This window comes from Streptomyces sp. NPDC101166 (assembly GCF_044768125.1).
Classification (GTDB): Bacteria; Actinomycetota; Actinomycetes; order Streptomycetales; family Streptomycetaceae; genus Streptomyces.
This window is the reverse complement of the sequence record NZ_JBIWPF010000002.1, coordinates 24,970-41,825: the sequence shown is the minus strand read 5'-3', so window position 1 is coordinate 41,825 and position 16,856 is coordinate 24,970. Positions and strand designations below refer to the sequence as shown.

Here is a 16,856-nt window from a genome sequence, read left to right as displayed (position 1 = left end):
GGCCCGAGCGTGACCATCCTGGAGAACATCCGGCAACCACGTGACCTGAAGGCGCTGTCCGAGGCGGAACTCGGTGAACTGTCCAACGAGATCAGGGAGTTCCTGGTGCACGCGGTCGCCCGCACCGGCGGGCACCTCGGCCCCAACCTGGGCGTGGTGGAACTGACCGTCGCGCTCCACCGGGTCTTCGAGTCGCCGGCCGACCGCATCCTGTGGGACACCGGCCACCAGAGCTACGTCCACAAGCTTCTGACCGGCCGTCAGGACTTCTCCAAGCTGCGCGGCAAGGGCGGCCTGTCCGGCTACCCCTCCCGGGAGGAGTCCGAGCACGACGTCATCGAGAACAGTCACGCCTCCACCGCCCTCGGCTGGGCCGACGGCCTGGCCAAGGCCCGCCAGGTGCTGGGGGAGACGGGCCACGTGGTCGCGGTCGTCGGCGACGGCGCGCTCACCGGCGGCATGGCCTGGGAGGCGCTCAACAACATCGCCGCCGCCAGGGACCGGCCGCTGATCATCGTCGTCAACGACAACGAACGCTCCTACGCGCCGACCATCGGGGGCCTCGCCCACCACCTGGCCGCCCTGCGCACCACCGACGGTTACGAGAAGGTGCTGGCCTGGGGAAAGGACGTCCTGCAGCGGACCCCGGTGGTGGGCCCCACCCTCTACGAGTCCCTGCACGGCGCGAAGAAGGGCTTCAAGGACGCGTTCGCCCCGCAGGGCATGTTCGAGGACCTCGGCCTGAAGTACGTCGGCCCGATCGACGGGCACGACGTCAGGGCCGTCGAGTCCGCGCTGCGGCGGGCCAAGCGCTTCCACGGCCCGGTGCTGGTGCACTGCCTCACCGAGAAGGGCCGCGGCTGCGAACCCGCCCTCGCACACGAGGAGGACCGCTTCCACACCGTCGGCGTGATGGACCCCCTGACCTGCGCGCCGCTCGTACCGGCCGGCGGCCCGTCCTGGACGTCCGTCTTCGGCGAGGAGATCGTACGCATCGGCGAGGAACGCGACGACGTCGTGGCGATCACCGCGGCCATGCTCCACCCGGTGGGCCTCGGCCCGTTCGCCGAGCGCTTCCCGGACCGGGTGTGGGACGTCGGCATCGCCGAACAGCACGCCGCCGTGAGCGCCGCAGGCCTCGCCACCGGCGGCCTGCATCCCGTCGTCGCCGTCTACGCCACCTTCCTCAACCGGGCCTTCGACCAGCTGCTGATGGACGTCGCCCTGCACCGCTGCGGGGTCACGTTCGTCCTCGACCGGGCCGGGGTGACCGGCGTCGACGGGGCCTCACACAACGGCATGTGGGACATGTCCGTCCTCCAGGTCGTCCCCGGCCTGAGGATCGCCGCGCCCCGCGACGCCGACCAGCTCCGCGCCCAGCTGCGGGAGGCCGTCGCGGTCGACGACGCGCCGACCCTGGTGCGCTTCCCGAAGGAATCCGTCGGCCCGCGCGTCCCCGCCGTCGACCGGGTGGGCGGCATGGACGTGCTGCGCCGAGCCCAACGCCCGGACGTGCTGCTGGTCGCGGTCGGCGTCATGGCGCCGGTGTGCCTGCGGACCGCCGAACTGCTGGCGGCACGCGGCGTCGACTGCACGGTGGTGGACCCGCGGTGGGTCAAGCCCGTCGACCCGGCGCTGCCCGAACTCGCGGCCGCGCACCGGCTCGTCGCCGTCGTCGAGGACAACAGCCGTGCCGCGGGCGTCGGTTCGGCGGTGGCGCTGGCTCTGGGAGACGCCGAAGTCGACGTTCCGGTACGGCGGTTCGGCATCCCCGAACAGTTCCTCGCCCACGCCAAACGCTCGGAGGTGCTGGCCGACATCGGCCTCACGCCTGTCGAGATCGCCGGTCGGATCGGTGCGAGCCCGGCCGTCAGGGACCTCGTCGGCTCAGTCAAGGAGAGCGAATGACGAAGGAGTTCGACCTCGGCGCGCTCCTGGCCGAGCGCGGAGCCGAACGCTACGCACTGCACGGCAGGTACCTCAACCACCAACTGCCGCGCATGCTGCACACCATCGGCTTCGACAAGGTCTACGAGCGCGCCGAGGGCGCCTACTTCTGGGACGCCGACGGCCACGACTACCTCGACATGCTCGCCGGCTTCGGCGTGATGGGCCTGGGCCGGCACCATCCCGTCGTCCGCCGGGCGCTGCACGACGTGCTCGACGCGCAGCTCGCCGACCTCACCCGCTTCGACTGCCAGCCGCTGCCGGGACTGCTCGCGGAGAGACTCCTCGCCCACAGTCCGCACCTGGACCGGGTGTTCTTCGGCAACAGCGGCACGGAGGCCGTCGAGACCGCGCTGAAATTCGCCCGGTACGCGACCGGAAGACCGCGCGTCCTCTACTGCGACCACGCCTTTCACGGACTGACCACGGGCTCCCTGTCCGTCAACGGCGAGTCCGGCTTCCGCGACGGCTTCGCCCCGCTGCTGCCCGACACGGCCGTGCCTCTCGGCGATCTCGACGCCCTCGCCCGCGAGTTGGCCAAGGGCGACGTCGCCGCACTGATCATCGAGCCGATCCAGGGCAAGGGCGTGCACGAGGCCCCGCCCGGCTATCTGCGCGCCGCCCAGGAACTCCTGCACCGGCACAAGGCGCTGCTCGTCGCCGACGAGGTGCAGACGGGACTGGGCCGCACCGGCGACTTCTACGCCCACCAGCACGAGGACGGCGTCGAGCCGGACCTGGTGTGCGTGGCGAAGGCCCTCTCCGGAGGCTATGTGCCGGTCGGGGCCACCCTCGGCAAGGACTGGATCTTCAAGAAGGTCTACTCCTCCATGGACCGGGTGCTGGTCCACTCGGCCAGCTTCGGATCCAACGCCCAGGCCATGGCCGCCGGCCTCGCCGTGCTGGCGGTCATGGAGAACGAGCAGATCGTCGCCAACGCCCGCGCCACCGGCGAGCTGCTGACGTCACGGCTGGCGGCGCTCACCGGCGAGTACGAGCTGCTCGCCGACGTCCGCGGCCGGGGGCTGATGATCGGCATCGAGTTCGGCCGGCCGAAGTCGCTGAAGCTGCGGAGCAGGTGGGCGATGCTCCAGGCCGCCCGCAAGGGGCTGTTCGCGCAGATGGTGGTCGTGCCGCTGCTCCAGCGGCACCGGATCCTCACCCAGGTCTCCGGCGACCACCTGGAGGTGATCAAGCTGATCCCGCCGCTCGTCATCGGGGAGCGGGAGGTCGACCGGTTCGTCGCCGCGTTCACCGAGGTGATGGACGACGCGCACAACGGGGGCGGACTGATGTGGGACTTCGGCAAGACCCTCGTCAAGCAGGCGGTCGCCGAACGGTGACGGTTTTTGCCTCTGAGGCAAGAAGTTTGCCGCAGAGGCAAAACTCCGGCTGAATGGAGGCATGACACCCTCCGACGCCGAACCCGGCCCCGGACCGTCCGACGCCGGTCCCGGCTCGGGCGAGGGCGGCGACACCCTGCCGGCCGTCGCGCCCCGGCTGCGCTCCCTGCGCCGTCTGGCCGGTCTCACCCTGGAGGCCGCGGCCCGGGACGCCGGGCTCTCGCCCGCCCATCTCTCCCGTCTGGAGACCGGGCGGCGACAGCCCTCGCTGCCGATGCTGCTGGCACTCGCCCGCGTCTACGGTACGACGGTCTCCGACCTGCTCGGCGAGGCGGCCGCCGACCGGGACGCCGTGGTGCGCGCCGACGACATGGAACCGACCCGCGCGGGCGGCTGGACGTACTGGCGGGCCGGCGCGTCCGGGCGGGGCATGCAGGCCCTGCGCGTCCATGTGCCCCACGGCTCGCAGGGTGACGTCGTGCGCGTCCACCCCGGGGAGGAGTGGCTGCACGTCCTGCGCGGCCGGCTGGTGCTCCGGCTCGGTGACGCCACGCACCGCCTCGCGCCCGGCGACAGCGCCCACTTCGACTCGCTGACCCCGCACCGCATCGCGGCACGCGACCCCGACGGGGTCGACCTGCTCTTCGTCCACACCCTGCTGCAGAGCCCGACGGCCGCCCTGTGCCTCGGCCCCACCCCTGGAGGGACGTCATGAACGACATCGAGGAGAGGTTCCCGCGCGGGATCTGGATCCGTCTGTTCATCTACATCGCCGTGGGACACGCCCTCGCCGCGTTCATCTGGCTGCTGTTCGAGGTCGGCGCGAAGTAGCGCGGCGGCCGGACGGGCGCAGGGCGCGGACCCCTCAGTCGAGGAGCCGCTCCCGGAGCCGCTCCCGGGTCTGCTCCGTGAGCCCGAGGCCCTGCTCCAGATAGGGGTCGACGCCGCCCCAGGTCGCCTCGATGGTCTCGAGCGCCGCCGTGAGGTACTCCGCGCGGGCGTCGAACAGGGGGCCGAGCAGCTCCATGACCTCGGGGGAGTAGGTGTCCGCGGAGGCGCCGCTGCGGCGCACCTTGTAGCGGCGGTGCTTGGCGTTGGACTCCAGGTAGTCGACGAGGATCGCGTCGCGCTCCACGCCCAGCGCGAGCAGCGTCACCGCGACGGACAGGCCGGCGCGGTCCTTGCCCGCCGCGCAGTGCATCAGCACGGGGACGCTGTCCTCGGCCAGCGCGTGCAGCACCCGGGAGTGCTCGGCCGTGCGCTGTGTGATGATCGAGCGGTAGGAGGCGATCATCCGGCCGGCGGCCTTGCCGTCGCCCAGGATCCGGCGCAGCTGGTCGATGTCGCCGTCGCGGACCATCTTCCAGAACTCCGCGCCGTCCGCCGGGTCGGACAGCGGCAGGTTCACGTTGCGCACGCCCGGCAGCTCGACGTCCGGGCCCTCCAGCCTGAGGTCCGCCGCGTTGCGGAAGTCGAAGATCGTGTGCAGGCCGAGGGAGGCCAGGAACGCGGCGTCCTCGCCGGTCGCGTGCGCGAGGTGGCCGCTGCGGAACAGCACGCCGTGCCGCACCTTGCGGCCGTCGGCGGTCGGCAGACCGCCCACGTCACGGAAGTTGCGCACACCGGCCAGCTCGGGCTCGGTCGACGGGATCTGCTGCGTCACGGGGGCTCCCTCCCGGTCGGTCCCCGTCGGCGCGGCTCGGTGACCGACGGAACTTCCTTGACCATACGACATCGATTCGCGCCCCCGGCAGCCGTCCACCGCCCGCCACCGCACGTCGAACGGCCACCTCCCGAGGCCGCTTCGGCGGTGCCCGCCCGTTCTGTGCGAGGCCGCTTCCCCGGTGCGCGCCCGTTTCAAGCGAGGCCGCTTCGGCGGTGCGCGCCCGTTTCAAGCGAGGCCGCTTCGGCGGTGCCCGCCCGTTCCACGCGAGGCCGCACAGACAGTGCGCCAAGGCCCGGCCGAGCCCGCCCACGCACCGTGAACAGGCCCGACCCAGGCGGCGCCCGCCCAGCTCCGTACGCGGCCCGACCCACGCGGCGCCTGTCCGGGCCGTGTGAGCCCGGCTCACGCGCTGGGTGGGTCCGGATTCCGAGGCCGGTCATGCTGGGTTTGCTCGGTCCCGTGCGGGGCTCGGCTCACGTGGCGTCTGCCTGGGCCGTCTGAGCCGGGCTCAGACGCTGGGTGGGCCCGGGTTTCGAGGCCGGTGGTGCTGGGTTTGCTCGGTCCCGTGCGGGGCCCGGACGTGGCATCCGCCCAGGGCCATGTGAGCCCGGCTCACGCGCCGGGCGCTCCTGGGTCCCGAGAGGCCGGTCACGGCCCTGTGCGAGCTCCGGCTCACCCTGCGTCCTCCGGTCCGCCCGAGGCGGCCCACCCGGCGTCACCCGTTCCCCCGCAGCGCGTCCCGTGACGTTTGCTCAGTGAACGCCGACGTCGGATGATGTCGACGATTGATCGCACCTGTTCGAATCAGTGGGGGTTTCATGTCCGAGTCCGACGCCGACGGCCGTACCTGGCTCCTCTCCGGGCCCGCCAGCAGCTACGCCGTCCATGTCACCGAGACCGACGAGCTCGTGCACCTGCACTGGGGCCCCCGGATGGAGCTCGCCGACGCGCAGGCGCTGGCCGTGCGCCCGCTGCCGGACTACTGGGCCTTCGAGTCCCCCCTCGACGGCCGCGAGGAGTACCCCGTGGAGGGCGGGGCCCGCTTCGTGCGGCCCGCCCTGTCGGTGCGCACCGCCGGGCGGCGCGGCACCGAGTGGAGCTTCGTCGGCCACGAGACGCACGGCGGCGAGGAGGGCGACGAGCTGCGGCTGCGCTTCCGCGACGGCCGGCTGGCCGTCACCCTGCACTACCGGATGCGGGGCGACGTCGTGGAGCGCTGGGCGACGCTTCGCCACGAGGGCGAGCAGGGCGACGAGCCGCTGGAACTGCTGCGCGCCGACTCCGCCGTCTGGACCCTGCCCGACCGCGACGGCTGGCGGCTGTCCCAGCTGCACGGCCGCTGGGCCGCGGAGTCCCGGCTCACCCGCGCGCCCCTCACCTATGGCGAGAAGGTCATCGGCAGCCGCCGAGGCCACACGAGTCACCAGCACCTGCCCTGGGTCGCCCTGGACGCCGACGCCACCGAGGAGCGCGGCGAGGTCTACGGCTGCGCCCTGGGCTGGTCCGGGTCCTGGCGGATCTCCGTCGCCCAACTGCCCGACGCGCGCGTGCAGATCACCGGCGGAGCCGGCTACGACGACTCGGGCCTGCTGCGGCTCGCGCCCGGCGAGGAATTCACCACCCCCGTGTTCGCCGGCCTGTGGACCGACGAGGGCTTCGGGGGCGCCAGCCGCGCCTGGCACGCCTACCAGCGCGCCCATGTGATCCCGGACGCCGAGCGCGACCGGCCGGTGCTGTTCAACTCCTGGGAGGCCACCTACTTCGACATCTCCGAGGAGCAGCAGGCCACCCTCGCCCGCCGCGCCGCGGCCGTCGGCGTCGAGCTGTTCGTGGTCGACGACGGCTGGTTCGGCGCGCGCACCGGCGACCACGCGGGGCTCGGCGACTGGACGCCCAACCCCGACCGCTTCCCCAAGGGCCTGAAGCCGCTCGCCGAGTACGTGCACGCGCTCGGCATGCAGTTCGGCATCTGGGTCGAGCCCGAGATGGTCAACCCGGACAGCGACCTGTACCGGGCGCACCCCGACTGGGTGCAGTTCCAACCGGGACGCAGGCGGACGGAACTGCGCAACCAGCTGGTCCTCAACCTCGCCCGCGAGGACGTCCAGGAGTACCTGTGGCAGCGCCTCGACACCCTGCTCTCGAGTGCGCCCATCGACTACGTCAAGTGGGACTTCAACCGCTGCTTCACCGACGCCGGCTGGCCGGACGACCCGTATCCGCAGCGGCTCTGGGTGGACCATGTGCGCGGTCTGTACGCCCTGTTGGACCGGCTGCGGGCGGCGCACCCCGGCGTCGCCTTCGAGTCCTGCTCGGGCGGCGGCGGGCGGATCGACCTCGGGATCATGAGCCGTACGGACCAGGTGTGGACCTCCGACAACACCGATCCGCTGGACCGGCTCGCCATCCAGCACGGCTTCAGCCAGATCCATCCCGCGCGAGTGATGGCCGCCTGGGTCACCGACAGCCCCAACACCCAGCTCAACGGCCGGGTCAGCTCGCTGCGGTTCCGGTTCGTCAGCGCGATGGCGGGAGTGCTCGGCGTCGGCGGAGACCTGTCCGAATGGACCGAGGAGGAACTCGCCGAGGCCCGGCACTGGGTGGATCTCTACAAGGAGATCCGGCCCCTCGTCCAGCACGGCGATCTTCACCGGCTGCGCGCCCCCGAGGGCGGGCTGAGCGCGGTGCAGTACGTGCGCGGGGAGGACGAGAGCGTCGTGCTCGCCTGGCTCCAGGCGCAGCGCTACGGCGAGCCGGCGCCGGCGGTGCGGTTGCGCGGCCTCGACCCGAAGGCGTCGTACGAATGCCTCGAAACGGGCGAAGTGCACCGAGGTGCGGTGCTGTTGCATCACGGGTTGCGCACGGGACTGCGCGGTGACCTCGATGCGACGGTTATCCGCCTGCGTCGCATCTGAGTGCTCTGTCCGAATTTGAAGTCCTTCATTCAACTCGGTCTGAAATAAGGGGCGCTGGAGCGGTGCGGCGTGAGCAGCGTCATATTCGTGACCGTGCGTCGTTGGTCATGTTCACGTAATTCATGGAGTTTTCATGGGTGTTTCCGCAGAATCCGTCACCTGGTGCACGCAGTGTGACGGGAGTGCGGCGCAGCGGATCACGTCGAGGGCGTCACCGGCGCAACCTTCGCTTGTCGCCGCGTGTCCCAGTCGCTTACGTTTCACGCCAATCCGGACGGACGCCGAATCCTGCCGCCGACCGGAACCCGCAGACACTCACCCGTCCACGGCAGGAGCGGGGGACCCACAGGCACGACCGCCTGTTCCGGTCTCCGGAACAGGCTTGGGGTAAAGCCGCGCTCCGGCGCGGCCGGGCATCTCCAGCCCGCACCCGACAGCTCACCTCGCAGGCGCCGGAGAGGAACCCGCCATGCCCGCGAAGGGTAAGCACCGCCGTCCCAAGGCCCCGCGCTTCAGCCGTTCCATCGCCGCCGCCGGCACCGGCGGCGCGGCTCTCGCCCTCCCGCTCATCGGCGCCGCCGGCGCCCACGCGGCCCCCGCCCAGTCGGCGGCCCAGTCCGTCTCCTCCGTCTCGGACAAGCCCGTGCAGACCGTTCCGGTCGCGCAGCGCACGGCCGCGACCGACGCCCCGGCCGCGGCGAACACCACGACCTACACGGTCCGGTCCGGCGACTACCTCTCCAGGATCGCGGACGAGCAGCACGTGCGCGGAGGCTGGCAGAAGCTGTACGCCGACAACCGCGAGGTCGTCGGCGAGGACCCCTCGCTCATCCACCCCGGTCTGAAGCTGTCGATCGGCAAGCGGGCGGGCGGTTCCGCGGGCAGCGCCGGTTCCGCCGGTGACACGGCGTCGAAGAGCTCGCGCTCCGCGCACTCCTCGAAGTCGTCCGCCTCGAAGTCCTCGGCGTCCTCGAAGTCGTCGCACTCCTCGCACTCCTCGAAGTCCGCCACGAAGGCGTCGGCCGGGCAGAGCGCCCACGGCGGCGGCAACGTCTCCGGTTTCCACCTCCCCGTGTCCAACCCCGCCGTCGGCACCCCGTACCGGATGTCCGGCAGCATGTGGTCCAGCGGCTACCACACAGGCGTCGACTTCGTCGTCCCGACCGGCACCTCCCTCAAGGCCGTCGGCGCGGGCACGGTCGTCTCCGCGGGCTGGGGCGGCGCGTACGGCAACCAGGTCGTCATCCGGCTCGCAGACGGCTACTACGCCCAGTACGCCCACCTCTCCGCGCTCTCCGTCTCGGCCGGCCAGAGCGTCTTCGCCGGCCAGCAGATCGGCCTCTCCGGCGCGACCGGCAACGTGACCGGGCCGCACCTGCACTTCGAGATCCGCACCACGCCGAACTACGGCTCCGACGTCGACCCGGTCGCCTACCTCCGCTCGCACGGCGTCTCCGTCGGCTGAGAGGGGGCCCGGCGGCCGCCGCGAGTCCCTGATCGTCGTATCGCGGTCTCGTGGCATGGCTCCCGCGGTGTCGACAGCGGTGGCGGAGCGAGGGCACAGTGAGCTCCGCCCCTCGGCGGGCAAGCGCTTACCCGCGCTGTCCGCCGTACTCCGCGCGTCACAAAGGAGCCGTTCCCCCATGACGACCTCGCGCAGAGCGTTCGGCGCCCTGGCCGCCGGCGCCGCCCTCGCCGCGATCGCCCCCGCGGTCACCGCGAACGCCGCTCCCGTCGACGGCCGAGCGCCCCGGCGCCGTCGGCTGGTCGCCCACGACGACTTCCGGCACGGCCTGTGCCGATGGGCCGTGGAACTGGAGAAGGGCGGCACGGTCGCCGCCTCCCGGGGGACCCTCGAGGTGGACGTGCCCGCCGGCGCGACGATCTGGTACCGGAAGCGGCTCGAAGGACCGTGCGTCCTTCAGTACACCGCGACCCCCGTCTCCGCCGGCGGGGCCAACGACCGCGTCTCCGACCTCAACAACTTCTGGAACGCCGTCGACGTCCGCTCCCCGGACGACCTCTTCGCCACGTCCAGGGGCGGCGCCCTCGCGGAGTACGACCACCTCGAGACGTACTACGTCGGCTACGGCGCCAACTCCAACACCACGACCCGGATGCGCCGTTACGTCGGCCGGCCGGGAGAGCGGCCGCTGCTGTACGACTACAGCGAGCCGCTGCTCGTCGCGGGCGAGCCGAACCGTGTCCGCATCGTCTCCGACGGCTCCACGGTCCAGTGGTGGAACAACGGGCGGCTCGTGTTCGACCACACCGACCCCGAGCCCTACACCGGCGGGCACTTCGCGTTCCGCACCACGTGGAGCCACTTCCGCATCAACGACTTCCGCGTGTGGTCCCTTATTCCTTGATTGGCAAATTCTTTAAGAGTGTCCTTTCTCACCGCCAGTCAACCCCTGCCTACGGTCGCGTAGGTCACATTCGAAGGTGAATCATGCACGGTTGTGGCAGACGATTCGAAGAGTGACAGCAGATCAGTGATCGGGTCGTACGTGGCGGTGGGGGACAGCTTCACCGAGGGCGTCGGCGACCCCGGGCCCGACGGGGCGTTCGTCGGCTGGGCCGACCGGTTCGCGGTACTGCTCGCGGACCGGCGGCCGGAGGGCGACTTCCGGTACGCGAACCTCGCGGTGCGCGGCAAGCTGCTCGACCAGATCATGGCCGACCAGTTGCCGAGGGCCGTCGAACTCGCGCCCGACCTCGTCTCCTTCTGCGCGGGCGGCAACGACATCCTCCGTCCGGGCACCGACCCGGACGAGGTGGCCGAGCGGTTCGAGCGGGCGATCGCCGAACTCACCGCCGTATGCGGCACGGTCATGGTGACGACCGGCTTCGACACCCGTGGCGTCCCCGTCCTCAAGCACCTGCGCGGCAAGATCGCCACGTACAACGGGCACGTCCGCGCCGTCGCCGACCGCTACGGCTGTCCGGTGCTGGACCTGTGGTCGCTGAGGTCCGTGCAGGACCGGCGGGCCTGGGACCACGACCGGCTCCACCTCTCCCCGGAGGGGCACACGCGCGTGGCGCTGCGCGCCGGCCAGGCGCTCGGCCTGGAGGTCCCGGCCGACCCGGAGCAGCCCTGGCCGCCGCTGCCGCCCCGCGGCGCCCTCGACGTCCGCCGCGACGACGTGCAGTGGGCGCGCGAGTACCTCGTGCCGTGGATCGGCCGCAGGCTGCGCGGGGAGTCCTCCGGGGACCACATCACGGCCAAGGGCGCGTTGTCGCCGGACGACATCAAGTTGTGGATCGAATCGGTGGCGTGAGGGGCCGTCCGGCGGAGGGACCGCGTCGGCGTGAGCGGTCCCTCCGCGCGGCCGACCGTGCGCGGGGGGGCGTCCACACGGACGCTTCCGGCCGCTCAACTCCCCGTCGGCAGGCCGAGTTCCCGGATGAGCGTCTCCTCGACCCAGTCGTGGGCCTTCGCCCGGGACACCGCGCCCTGGTAGGACGTCAGCTGTACGGCGAGACCGTCGAGCAGGGCCGTCAGGCGCAGGGCGGTGCCGGACGGGTCGGGGCAGCGGAACTCGCCCGCGGCCACGCCCTCGGCGATCACCTCCGCCAGCGCCGCCTTCCACTGCCGGTCGAGATCACGCGCGACCTCCCGCAGCGCGGGCTCGCGCAGTGACACCGCCCAGCCTTCGATCCACAGCCGCCAGCCCTTGGCCTGGCCCGTGGGCGCGTACCAGCGCACGGCCGACCGCAGCCGGCTCAGGGCCGTGGCCCGGCGGCCCAGCAGCTTGCGCAGCCGGGCCAGATCGTCCTGGGCGGCGTGCGCGAAGGCGGCGGCGACCAGTTTCTCCTTGGTCTCGAAGTGGTAGAGCACGAGCGCGTTGCTCACCCCGAGCGACCCGGCCACGTCGGCGATCCTGACCGCCGCGACGCCCCGCGCCTCGATCTGCTCGATGGCCGCCCGCAGCAACTCCTCACGCCGCTCGGCCACACTCAATCGGACTCTCGCCACGCGGCAACCCTACACACCCCCCGCGACCTGCGCCGACGTGCTCACAGCCCCTTCGGACGCCCACCCCGGCACCCGTGCGCCCCGCCTCAGCGGTGACCGCCGAACCGTCGTGTGATCGCCGGCAGGCGCTGGGCGGCCAGGGCGTGGGCGGCGGCGCGAGGGGTCGTGCCGTCGCTCTCCGCGCGCGCGAGGACGTCTTCGACCAGCGCCCGCATCGAGCGGCGTGTGTGCGCGAACGCCTCGTCCGCGTCCGCGCCGATGTCGCCGAAGAGCGTCCACCACCACCAGGCGTTGGTGCCGGAGTTGACCACGACGTCCGGCAGCACGCACACCCCGCGCGCGTGGAGCGGTTCCTCCGCCGCCGCGAGGACGGGCATGTTGGCGGCCTCGGCGATCCACCGGGCGGTGATCCGCTCCTGCTCCTCGACCCCGATCGCGTACGACACCGCCGCCGGCACCAGCACCTCCACGTCCGCCGAGAGCCAGGCGTCGCCGGGCAGTTCACGGTCGCCGGGGCGCAGGGCGGCGCGGTCGACGGTGCCGTACGCGTCCCGCGCGGCCAGCAGCGCCTCCACGTCCAGGCCCTCGGGGTTGGCGATCGTCCCCTTGACGTCGGCGACGGCCACCACCCTCAGCCCCGCGCGCGTGAGGAAGCGGGCCGTGGCCCCGCCCATGGTGCCCAGCCCCTGGAGGGCGACCCGCGTCCCGGCGTACGGCACTTCCGCGCGGTCCAGCGCCGTGAGCACCGACTCGGCGACCCCGCAGCCGCCGACCAGCTCGTCCAGGCCGATGCCGTCCACCTCGACGGCGAAGGCGTCGGCGAGCCGCCGCCGGGCCTCCTCCTCGTCGTCGAGCAGTGGATAGACGGCCTGCACCGACGACACCAGACCCGCCTCGACGGCGGCCCGGTCGACGACGTCCTGCGTGAGCCCCAGATCTTCCCCCGTGGTCCAGCAGCTCTCGATGTACGGCCGCACCGCGCGCAGGTACCGCACCAGCAGCCCGTACGCCTCAGGGTCCCTGGGATCGCAGTCGATGCCGCCCTTGGCGCCGCCGAGGGGGACGTAACGGGCCTCGGGGTCGTAGTGCAGCGCCTCCTTCAGGCTCATGCCGCGGGCGAGGCCGGTCACCTCCTCCAGGGTGCAGCCCGCCCGCATCCGCAGACCCCCGCTGCACACGCCGCGCACCAGCCGGTCGACGACCAGGAAGCCCTGTCGGCCGGTGACGTCGTCGGTCCAGGTGAGGGACAGCAGGGGGGCGGTCATACGGGCTCCTCGGCCTGGGCCATCACTGAACGGCAGGTCAGTATCGGGACTGGGGGAACGCCGTGTCAAAGCGGTGCGGGGCGCCGGTGTCGACGCGGTGCGGGCGTTGTGCGTCGACGCGGTAGGAGCGTTCGCGTCGAAGCGGCGCCCGCGCCGGGGTCGGCCCCGGCGTTGTCGAGGGGGCCGACCATAATGGAACCCCTCAGCGATTCCACCCTGGAGGTACCGTGGCCGGTTCCCGTTCCCCGCGCTCAGGGCTTCGCGCGCTCCGGCCCGAGGCCTTCGGCGCGGATCCGAGCGGTGAGCGCCTGGCGCGCATCCGCAGATCGCCCCACTTCGCCGACGGCGTCTTCCGCAACCCCGGCGGTCCGGCGCGCACCCGCCCCTCGGGCTCCACACTCGACCTGGCCAAGGCGTTCCTCGACAAGGACACCCGCACCCGCCGCGCCCCGGCCGGCACCCTCCCCGTGCACGCCACCACCGTCGCCGACCTGTCCAAGCCGGCCCCGACGGGCCTGCGGCTGACGTGGCTCGGCCACTCCAGCGTGCTGGCGGAGATCGACGGACACCGGGTGCTCTTCGACCCGGTGTGGGGCGAGCGCTGCTCCCCCTTCCCCTTCGCGGGCCCGAAGCGGCTGCACCCCGCCCCGCTGCCGCTCGCGGCCCTCGGCCCGGTCGACGTCGTCGTCATCTCGCACGACCACTACGACCACCTGGACCTGCCCACGATCAAGGCCCTGGCCGGCACCGACACCCTGTTCGCGGCGCCGCTCGGCGTGGGCGCCCACCTCGAACACTGGGGCGTCTCGGCGGACCGGGTGCGCGAGCTGGACTGGCAGGAGACGACGGAGGTCGGCGGACTCACCCTCACCGCCACCCCGGCCCGCCACTTCTGCGGCCGGGGCCTGCGCAACACTCAGCACACCCTGTGGGCCTCCTGGGTCGTCACCGGCGACGAGCACCGCGTCTACCACAGCGGCGACACGGGCTACTTCGACGGCTTCCGTGAGATCGGCGCCGCACACGGCCCCTTCGACGCCACGATGATCCAGATCGGCGCGTACTCCGAGTTCTGGCCCGACATCCACATGACCCCCGAGGAGGGCGTCCGCGCCCACCTCGACCTCCAGGGCGGCGAGCCGACGGGCGTACTCCTGCCGATCCACTGGGGCACCTTCAACCTGGCGATGCACGCCTGGGCGGAGCCGGGCGAGTGGACGAAGGACGCCGCCGAGGAGGCCGGTCAGGCGGTGGCGCTCCCACGCCCGGGCGAGCCGTTCGAGCCGGCCGGGAAGCTTCCGGCGGAGGCGTGGTGGCAGGCGGTGTCCGGCCCGATCGCCCGTCCGTGGCGCCGTCCCCGGCGCGCTGAGGGTGCGGCCGAGACGGACAGGGGTGACCTCGACCTCGCGGGTGAGCGGTGACGCCGGGCGGGGAGGAGCTCGGCGAGACGGTCCGCGGGCCGGGCGTCCCGACGAGAAGTCCCGCTTCGCCGGCACCGCCGCTCACGGACCGCCGAGTCAGGCAGCGACGAGCTCCCGCTCGCGGTCCGGCGTCGTGACCTTGGGCTTCTTGTTCGGCAGCGAGAGCCGGAAGACCTTGCGCCACGCGGAGAAGACCTGCTTGGGCAGCGGCCCGGTGACGTACTCCAGCTCGTACTTCTCGAACAGCGCGCGCACCTTCACCGCGACCTCGGCGTACCGGTTGCTCGGCAGGTCCGGGAACAGGTGGTGCTCGATCTGGTGCGACAGGTTGCCGGTCATGAAGTGCATGGCTCTGCTGCCGCTGATGTTCGCCGAGCCCATCATCTGGCGCAGGTACCACTGGCCGCGTGTCTCGCCCGTGATCGACCGGCGCTCGAAGACCTGCACGCCCTCGGGGAAGTGCCCGCACATGATCACCGAGTGGGACCAGATGTTGCGGACCAGGTTCGAGGTGAACGTGGCGGCGAGCGTGGGGAGGAACGACGGGCCCGACAGCAGCGGGTGGATCACATAGTCCTTGAGCACCTGCTTGCGGATCTTGCGGCCCACGGCCTTGGCCCGCGCGCGGAACTCCGGGTTCTTTCGGCGGCGCTTGCTCAGGTTCTTGCCGAGCTCCAGGTCGTACGCCGCGATGCCGTACTCGAAGAAACAGGCGTTGATGAAGTTCCACAGCGGCTGGCCGAGGTGGAAGGGGTGCCACTTCTGGTCCTCGTCGACGCGCATGATGCCGTAGCCGAGGTCGTTGTCCTTGCCGATCACGTTGGTGTACGCGTGGTGCAGTTCGTTGTGCGAATGCTTCCACTGGTCGGCCGGCGAGACGTGGTCCCATTCCCAGGTGGTGGAGTGGATCTTCGGGTCCCGCATCCAGTCCCACTGGCCGTGCAGGATGTTGTGGCCGATCTCCATGTTGTCCATGATCTTCGCCACGGACAGACCGGCGGTGCCGATCACCCACGCGGGCGGGAAGATCGAGAACAGCAGCACGCCCCTGCTGACCAGCTCGAGCTTGCGCTGCGCCGAGATGACCTTGCGGATGTAGGCGGCGTCCTTCTCGCCGCGGCCGGCGATCACCTCGTCGCGGATCGCGTCCAGCTCACGGCCGAGCTCCTCGATCTGCTCCGCGGTCAGGTGGGCGGTGGGGTCGATGGCGGTCAAGGTGCTCCTACCGTTCGATGTCGCACGGGCCCGCCGCGGCGGACACGCAGGTCTGGATGAGGACGCCGGGCTCGGCCTCGGTGATCTCGCCGGTGCGCAGGTCGCGGACGGCGCCCGCCTTGAGCGGCGTGACGCAGCCGAAGCAGATGCCCATGCGGCACCCGGAGGGCATGAGCACGCCGGCCTCTTCGCCGACGTCCAGCAACGGCGTGGCGCCGTCCGCGTCGACGGTCTTGCCGCTGTCGCTGAACGTGACCTCGCCGCCGTCACCGGCGACGACGACGCTCGGGCGGAAGCGTTCGGTGTGCAGGCGCTCCAGGACGCCGTGCCCGCTCCAGTGCTCCTCGGCGGCGTCGAGCAGGCCCGCCGGCCCGCAGGCCCAGGTCTCGCGCTCGGCCCAGTCGGGCACGAGTTCGTCGAGACGGGCGATGTCGAGCATGCCGTCCGTGTCGGTGTGCACCTCGGTGAGCCGCAGCTTCTTGTCCGCCACCAGGTCGTGCAGTTCGTTGCGGAAGATCACGTCTTGCGGCCGTGGCGCGCAGTGGACCATGACCACGTCGTCGAACTCGGCGTCGCGCAGCATGCCCATCACGGGCGTGATGCCGCTGCCGGCCGTCAGGTAGAGCACCTTGGCGGGCTTGGCCTGCGGCAGCACGAAGTCACCGGTCGCCTGGTCGAGCTGGATCAGCGTGCCCGGTCTCACCTTGCGGACCAGGTGGTTGCTGACCTTGCCGTCCGGGATCGCCTTCACGGTGATCGTGACGCGGCCGTCCTGGCGGTGCGTCGGCGAGGTGATGGAGTAGGCACGCCACAGGCGCACCCCGTCGACGTCGACCCCGACCCGCATGTACTGACCGGCCGTGTGGCCGCGCCAGCCCCGTCCAGGCCTGATCACGACGGTCGCGGCGTCACCCGTCTCGGGGTGCACGGCCTCGATGCGCCCACGCAGGTCGGCGCCCGCACGCAGCGGGCTGACCAGGTCGAGGTAGTCCGACGGCAGCACCGGCGTCGTGACCATCTCCAGCAGCTTCCAGGCCCTGCTGCGGAGGGTTGCACTCGTCATGACTCCAGCTTGCTGTGCCTCAAGGCGTAAAGTCCTGACCGA

The 16,856-nt window shown here is 71.9% G+C and carries 14 protein-coding genes and 1 riboswitch; of the genes, 9 read left to right on the top strand and 5 right to left on the bottom strand.

Translation table 11 applies throughout. From position 1 onward, the window contains the following. Nucleotides 1-9 precede the first annotated feature (9 nt). The 4 genes from dxs to ACIRS4_RS04525 all read left to right on the top strand — a co-directional run bounded on the left by dxs (nucleotide 10) and on the right by ACIRS4_RS04525 (nucleotide 4,121). A complete protein-coding gene (dxs, locus tag ACIRS4_RS04540; protein ID WP_404189930.1) occupies nucleotides 10-1,908 on the top strand; it encodes a 1-deoxy-D-xylulose-5-phosphate synthase in 1,899 nt (632 codons plus the stop codon). Beyond that, entirely contained in the window at nucleotides 1,905-3,290 is a 1,386-nt protein-coding gene (locus ACIRS4_RS04535; protein ID WP_404189927.1) for an aspartate aminotransferase family protein, read from the top strand. The genes dxs and ACIRS4_RS04535 overlap by 4 nt, the downstream gene beginning before the upstream one ends. A gap of 61 nt (nucleotides 3,291-3,351) precedes the next feature. Continuing rightward, nucleotides 3,352-4,005, top strand: a complete 654-nt coding sequence (locus tag ACIRS4_RS04530) for a helix-turn-helix domain-containing protein (RefSeq protein WP_404189924.1) — start codon at nucleotides 3,352-3,354, stop codon at nucleotides 4,003-4,005. After that, the gene (locus ACIRS4_RS04525; protein ID WP_404189922.1) at nucleotides 4,002-4,121 is read left to right on the top strand and encodes a DUF6126 family protein; all 120 of its coding nucleotides are present in this window, start codon (nucleotides 4,002-4,004) and stop codon (nucleotides 4,119-4,121) included. The genes ACIRS4_RS04530 and ACIRS4_RS04525 overlap by 4 nt, the downstream gene beginning before the upstream one ends. 34 nt (nucleotides 4,122-4,155) lie before the next feature. Here the strand turns inward: ACIRS4_RS04525 and ACIRS4_RS04520 are convergent, their stop codons facing one another. Beyond that, nucleotides 4,156-4,953, bottom strand: coding sequence for a tyrosine-protein phosphatase (locus tag ACIRS4_RS04520; protein WP_404189919.1), 798 nt, complete (start codon nucleotides 4,951-4,953; stop codon nucleotides 4,156-4,158). An 821-nt stretch (nucleotides 4,954-5,774) separates the two neighbouring features. On the opposite strand from ACIRS4_RS04520, the gene ACIRS4_RS04515 reads away from it, so the two are divergent. The 4 genes from ACIRS4_RS04515 to ACIRS4_RS04500 all read left to right on the top strand — a co-directional run bounded on the left by ACIRS4_RS04515 (nucleotide 5,775) and on the right by ACIRS4_RS04500 (nucleotide 11,152). Then, nucleotides 5,775-7,871 (top strand): alpha-galactosidase, encoded by a 2,097-nt coding sequence (locus ACIRS4_RS04515; protein WP_404189916.1) that lies wholly within the window; start codon nucleotides 5,775-5,777, stop codon nucleotides 7,869-7,871. Nucleotides 7,872-8,177: 306 nt separating this feature from the next. Continuing rightward, nucleotides 8,178-8,336, top strand: a riboswitch (cyclic di-AMP (ydaO/yuaA leader). A 4-nt stretch (nucleotides 8,337-8,340) separates the two neighbouring features. Continuing rightward, nucleotides 8,341-9,336: a peptidoglycan DD-metalloendopeptidase family protein gene (locus ACIRS4_RS04510; protein ID WP_404189913.1), complete on the top strand. Its 996-nt coding sequence runs from the start codon at nucleotides 8,341-8,343 to the stop codon at nucleotides 9,334-9,336. 178 nt (nucleotides 9,337-9,514) lie between these two features. Beyond that, nucleotides 9,515-10,240: a DUF6250 domain-containing protein gene (locus tag ACIRS4_RS04505; RefSeq protein ID WP_404189910.1), complete on the top strand. Its 726-nt coding sequence runs from the start codon at nucleotides 9,515-9,517 to the stop codon at nucleotides 10,238-10,240. A gap of 126 nt (nucleotides 10,241-10,366) precedes the next feature. Then, nucleotides 10,367-11,152, top strand: a complete 786-nt coding sequence (locus ACIRS4_RS04500) for an SGNH/GDSL hydrolase family protein (protein ID WP_404191008.1) — start codon at nucleotides 10,367-10,369, stop codon at nucleotides 11,150-11,152. Between the two features lie 95 nt (nucleotides 11,153-11,247). On the opposite strand, the gene ACIRS4_RS04495 is transcribed toward ACIRS4_RS04500, so the two are convergent. Next, complete coding sequence (locus ACIRS4_RS04495) at nucleotides 11,248-11,850, bottom strand: TetR/AcrR family transcriptional regulator (protein WP_404189908.1); 603 nt, start codon at nucleotides 11,848-11,850, stop codon at nucleotides 11,248-11,250. An 86-nt stretch (nucleotides 11,851-11,936) separates the two neighbouring features. Beyond that, nucleotides 11,937-13,115 carry a Glu/Leu/Phe/Val dehydrogenase dimerization domain-containing protein gene (locus tag ACIRS4_RS04490; protein WP_404189905.1) on the bottom strand — a complete coding sequence of 393 codons (1,179 nt, stop codon included), beginning with the start codon at nucleotides 13,113-13,115 and terminating at the stop codon, nucleotides 11,937-11,939. Nucleotides 13,116-13,342: 227 nt separating this feature from the next. Here ACIRS4_RS04490 and ACIRS4_RS04485 point away from each other — a divergent pair, with 227 nt between their 5' ends. Then, complete coding sequence (locus ACIRS4_RS04485; protein WP_404189902.1) at nucleotides 13,343-14,536, top strand: MBL fold metallo-hydrolase; 1,194 nt, start codon at nucleotides 13,343-13,345, stop codon at nucleotides 14,534-14,536. A gap of 96 nt (nucleotides 14,537-14,632) precedes the next feature. On the opposite strand, the gene ACIRS4_RS04480 is transcribed toward ACIRS4_RS04485, so the two are convergent. Both ACIRS4_RS04480 and ACIRS4_RS04475 read right to left on the bottom strand, forming a co-directional pair. Next, the gene (locus tag ACIRS4_RS04480) at nucleotides 14,633-15,751 is read right to left on the bottom strand and encodes a fatty acid desaturase family protein (RefSeq protein ID WP_404189899.1); all 1,119 of its coding nucleotides are present in this window, start codon (nucleotides 15,749-15,751) and stop codon (nucleotides 14,633-14,635) included. 7 nt (nucleotides 15,752-15,758) lie between these two features. Further along, entirely contained in the window at nucleotides 15,759-16,814 is a 1,056-nt protein-coding gene (locus ACIRS4_RS04475) for a ferredoxin reductase (RefSeq protein WP_404189896.1), read from the bottom strand. Between the last annotated feature and the right edge of the window lie 42 nt (nucleotides 16,815-16,856).

What these genes read in the sequence shown, in the direction of transcription:
- ACIRS4_RS04535 (WP_404189927.1), top strand. Translation starts at nt 1,905, where the DNA reads ATGACGAAGGAGTTCGACCTCGGCGCGCTCCTGGCCGAGCGCGGAGCC.
- ACIRS4_RS04530 (WP_404189924.1), top strand. Translation starts at nt 3,352, where the DNA reads ATGACACCCTCCGACGCCGAACCCGGCCCCGGACCGTCCGACGCCGGT.
- ACIRS4_RS04525 (WP_404189922.1), top strand. Translation starts at nt 4,002, where the DNA reads ATGAACGACATCGAGGAGAGGTTCCCGCGCGGGATCTGGATCCGTCTG.
- ACIRS4_RS04515 (WP_404189916.1), top strand. Translation starts at nt 5,775, where the DNA reads ATGTCCGAGTCCGACGCCGACGGCCGTACCTGGCTCCTCTCCGGGCCC.
- ACIRS4_RS04510 (WP_404189913.1), top strand. Translation starts at nt 8,341, where the DNA reads ATGCCCGCGAAGGGTAAGCACCGCCGTCCCAAGGCCCCGCGCTTCAGC.
- ACIRS4_RS04505 (WP_404189910.1), top strand. Translation starts at nt 9,515, where the DNA reads ATGACGACCTCGCGCAGAGCGTTCGGCGCCCTGGCCGCCGGCGCCGCC.
- ACIRS4_RS04490 (WP_404189905.1), bottom strand. Translation starts at nt 13,115, where the DNA reads ATGACCGCCCCCCTGCTGTCCCTCACCTGGACCGACGACGTCACCGGC.
- ACIRS4_RS04475 (WP_404189896.1), bottom strand. Translation starts at nt 16,814, where the DNA reads ATGACGAGTGCAACCCTCCGCAGCAGGGCCTGGAAGCTGCTGGAGATG.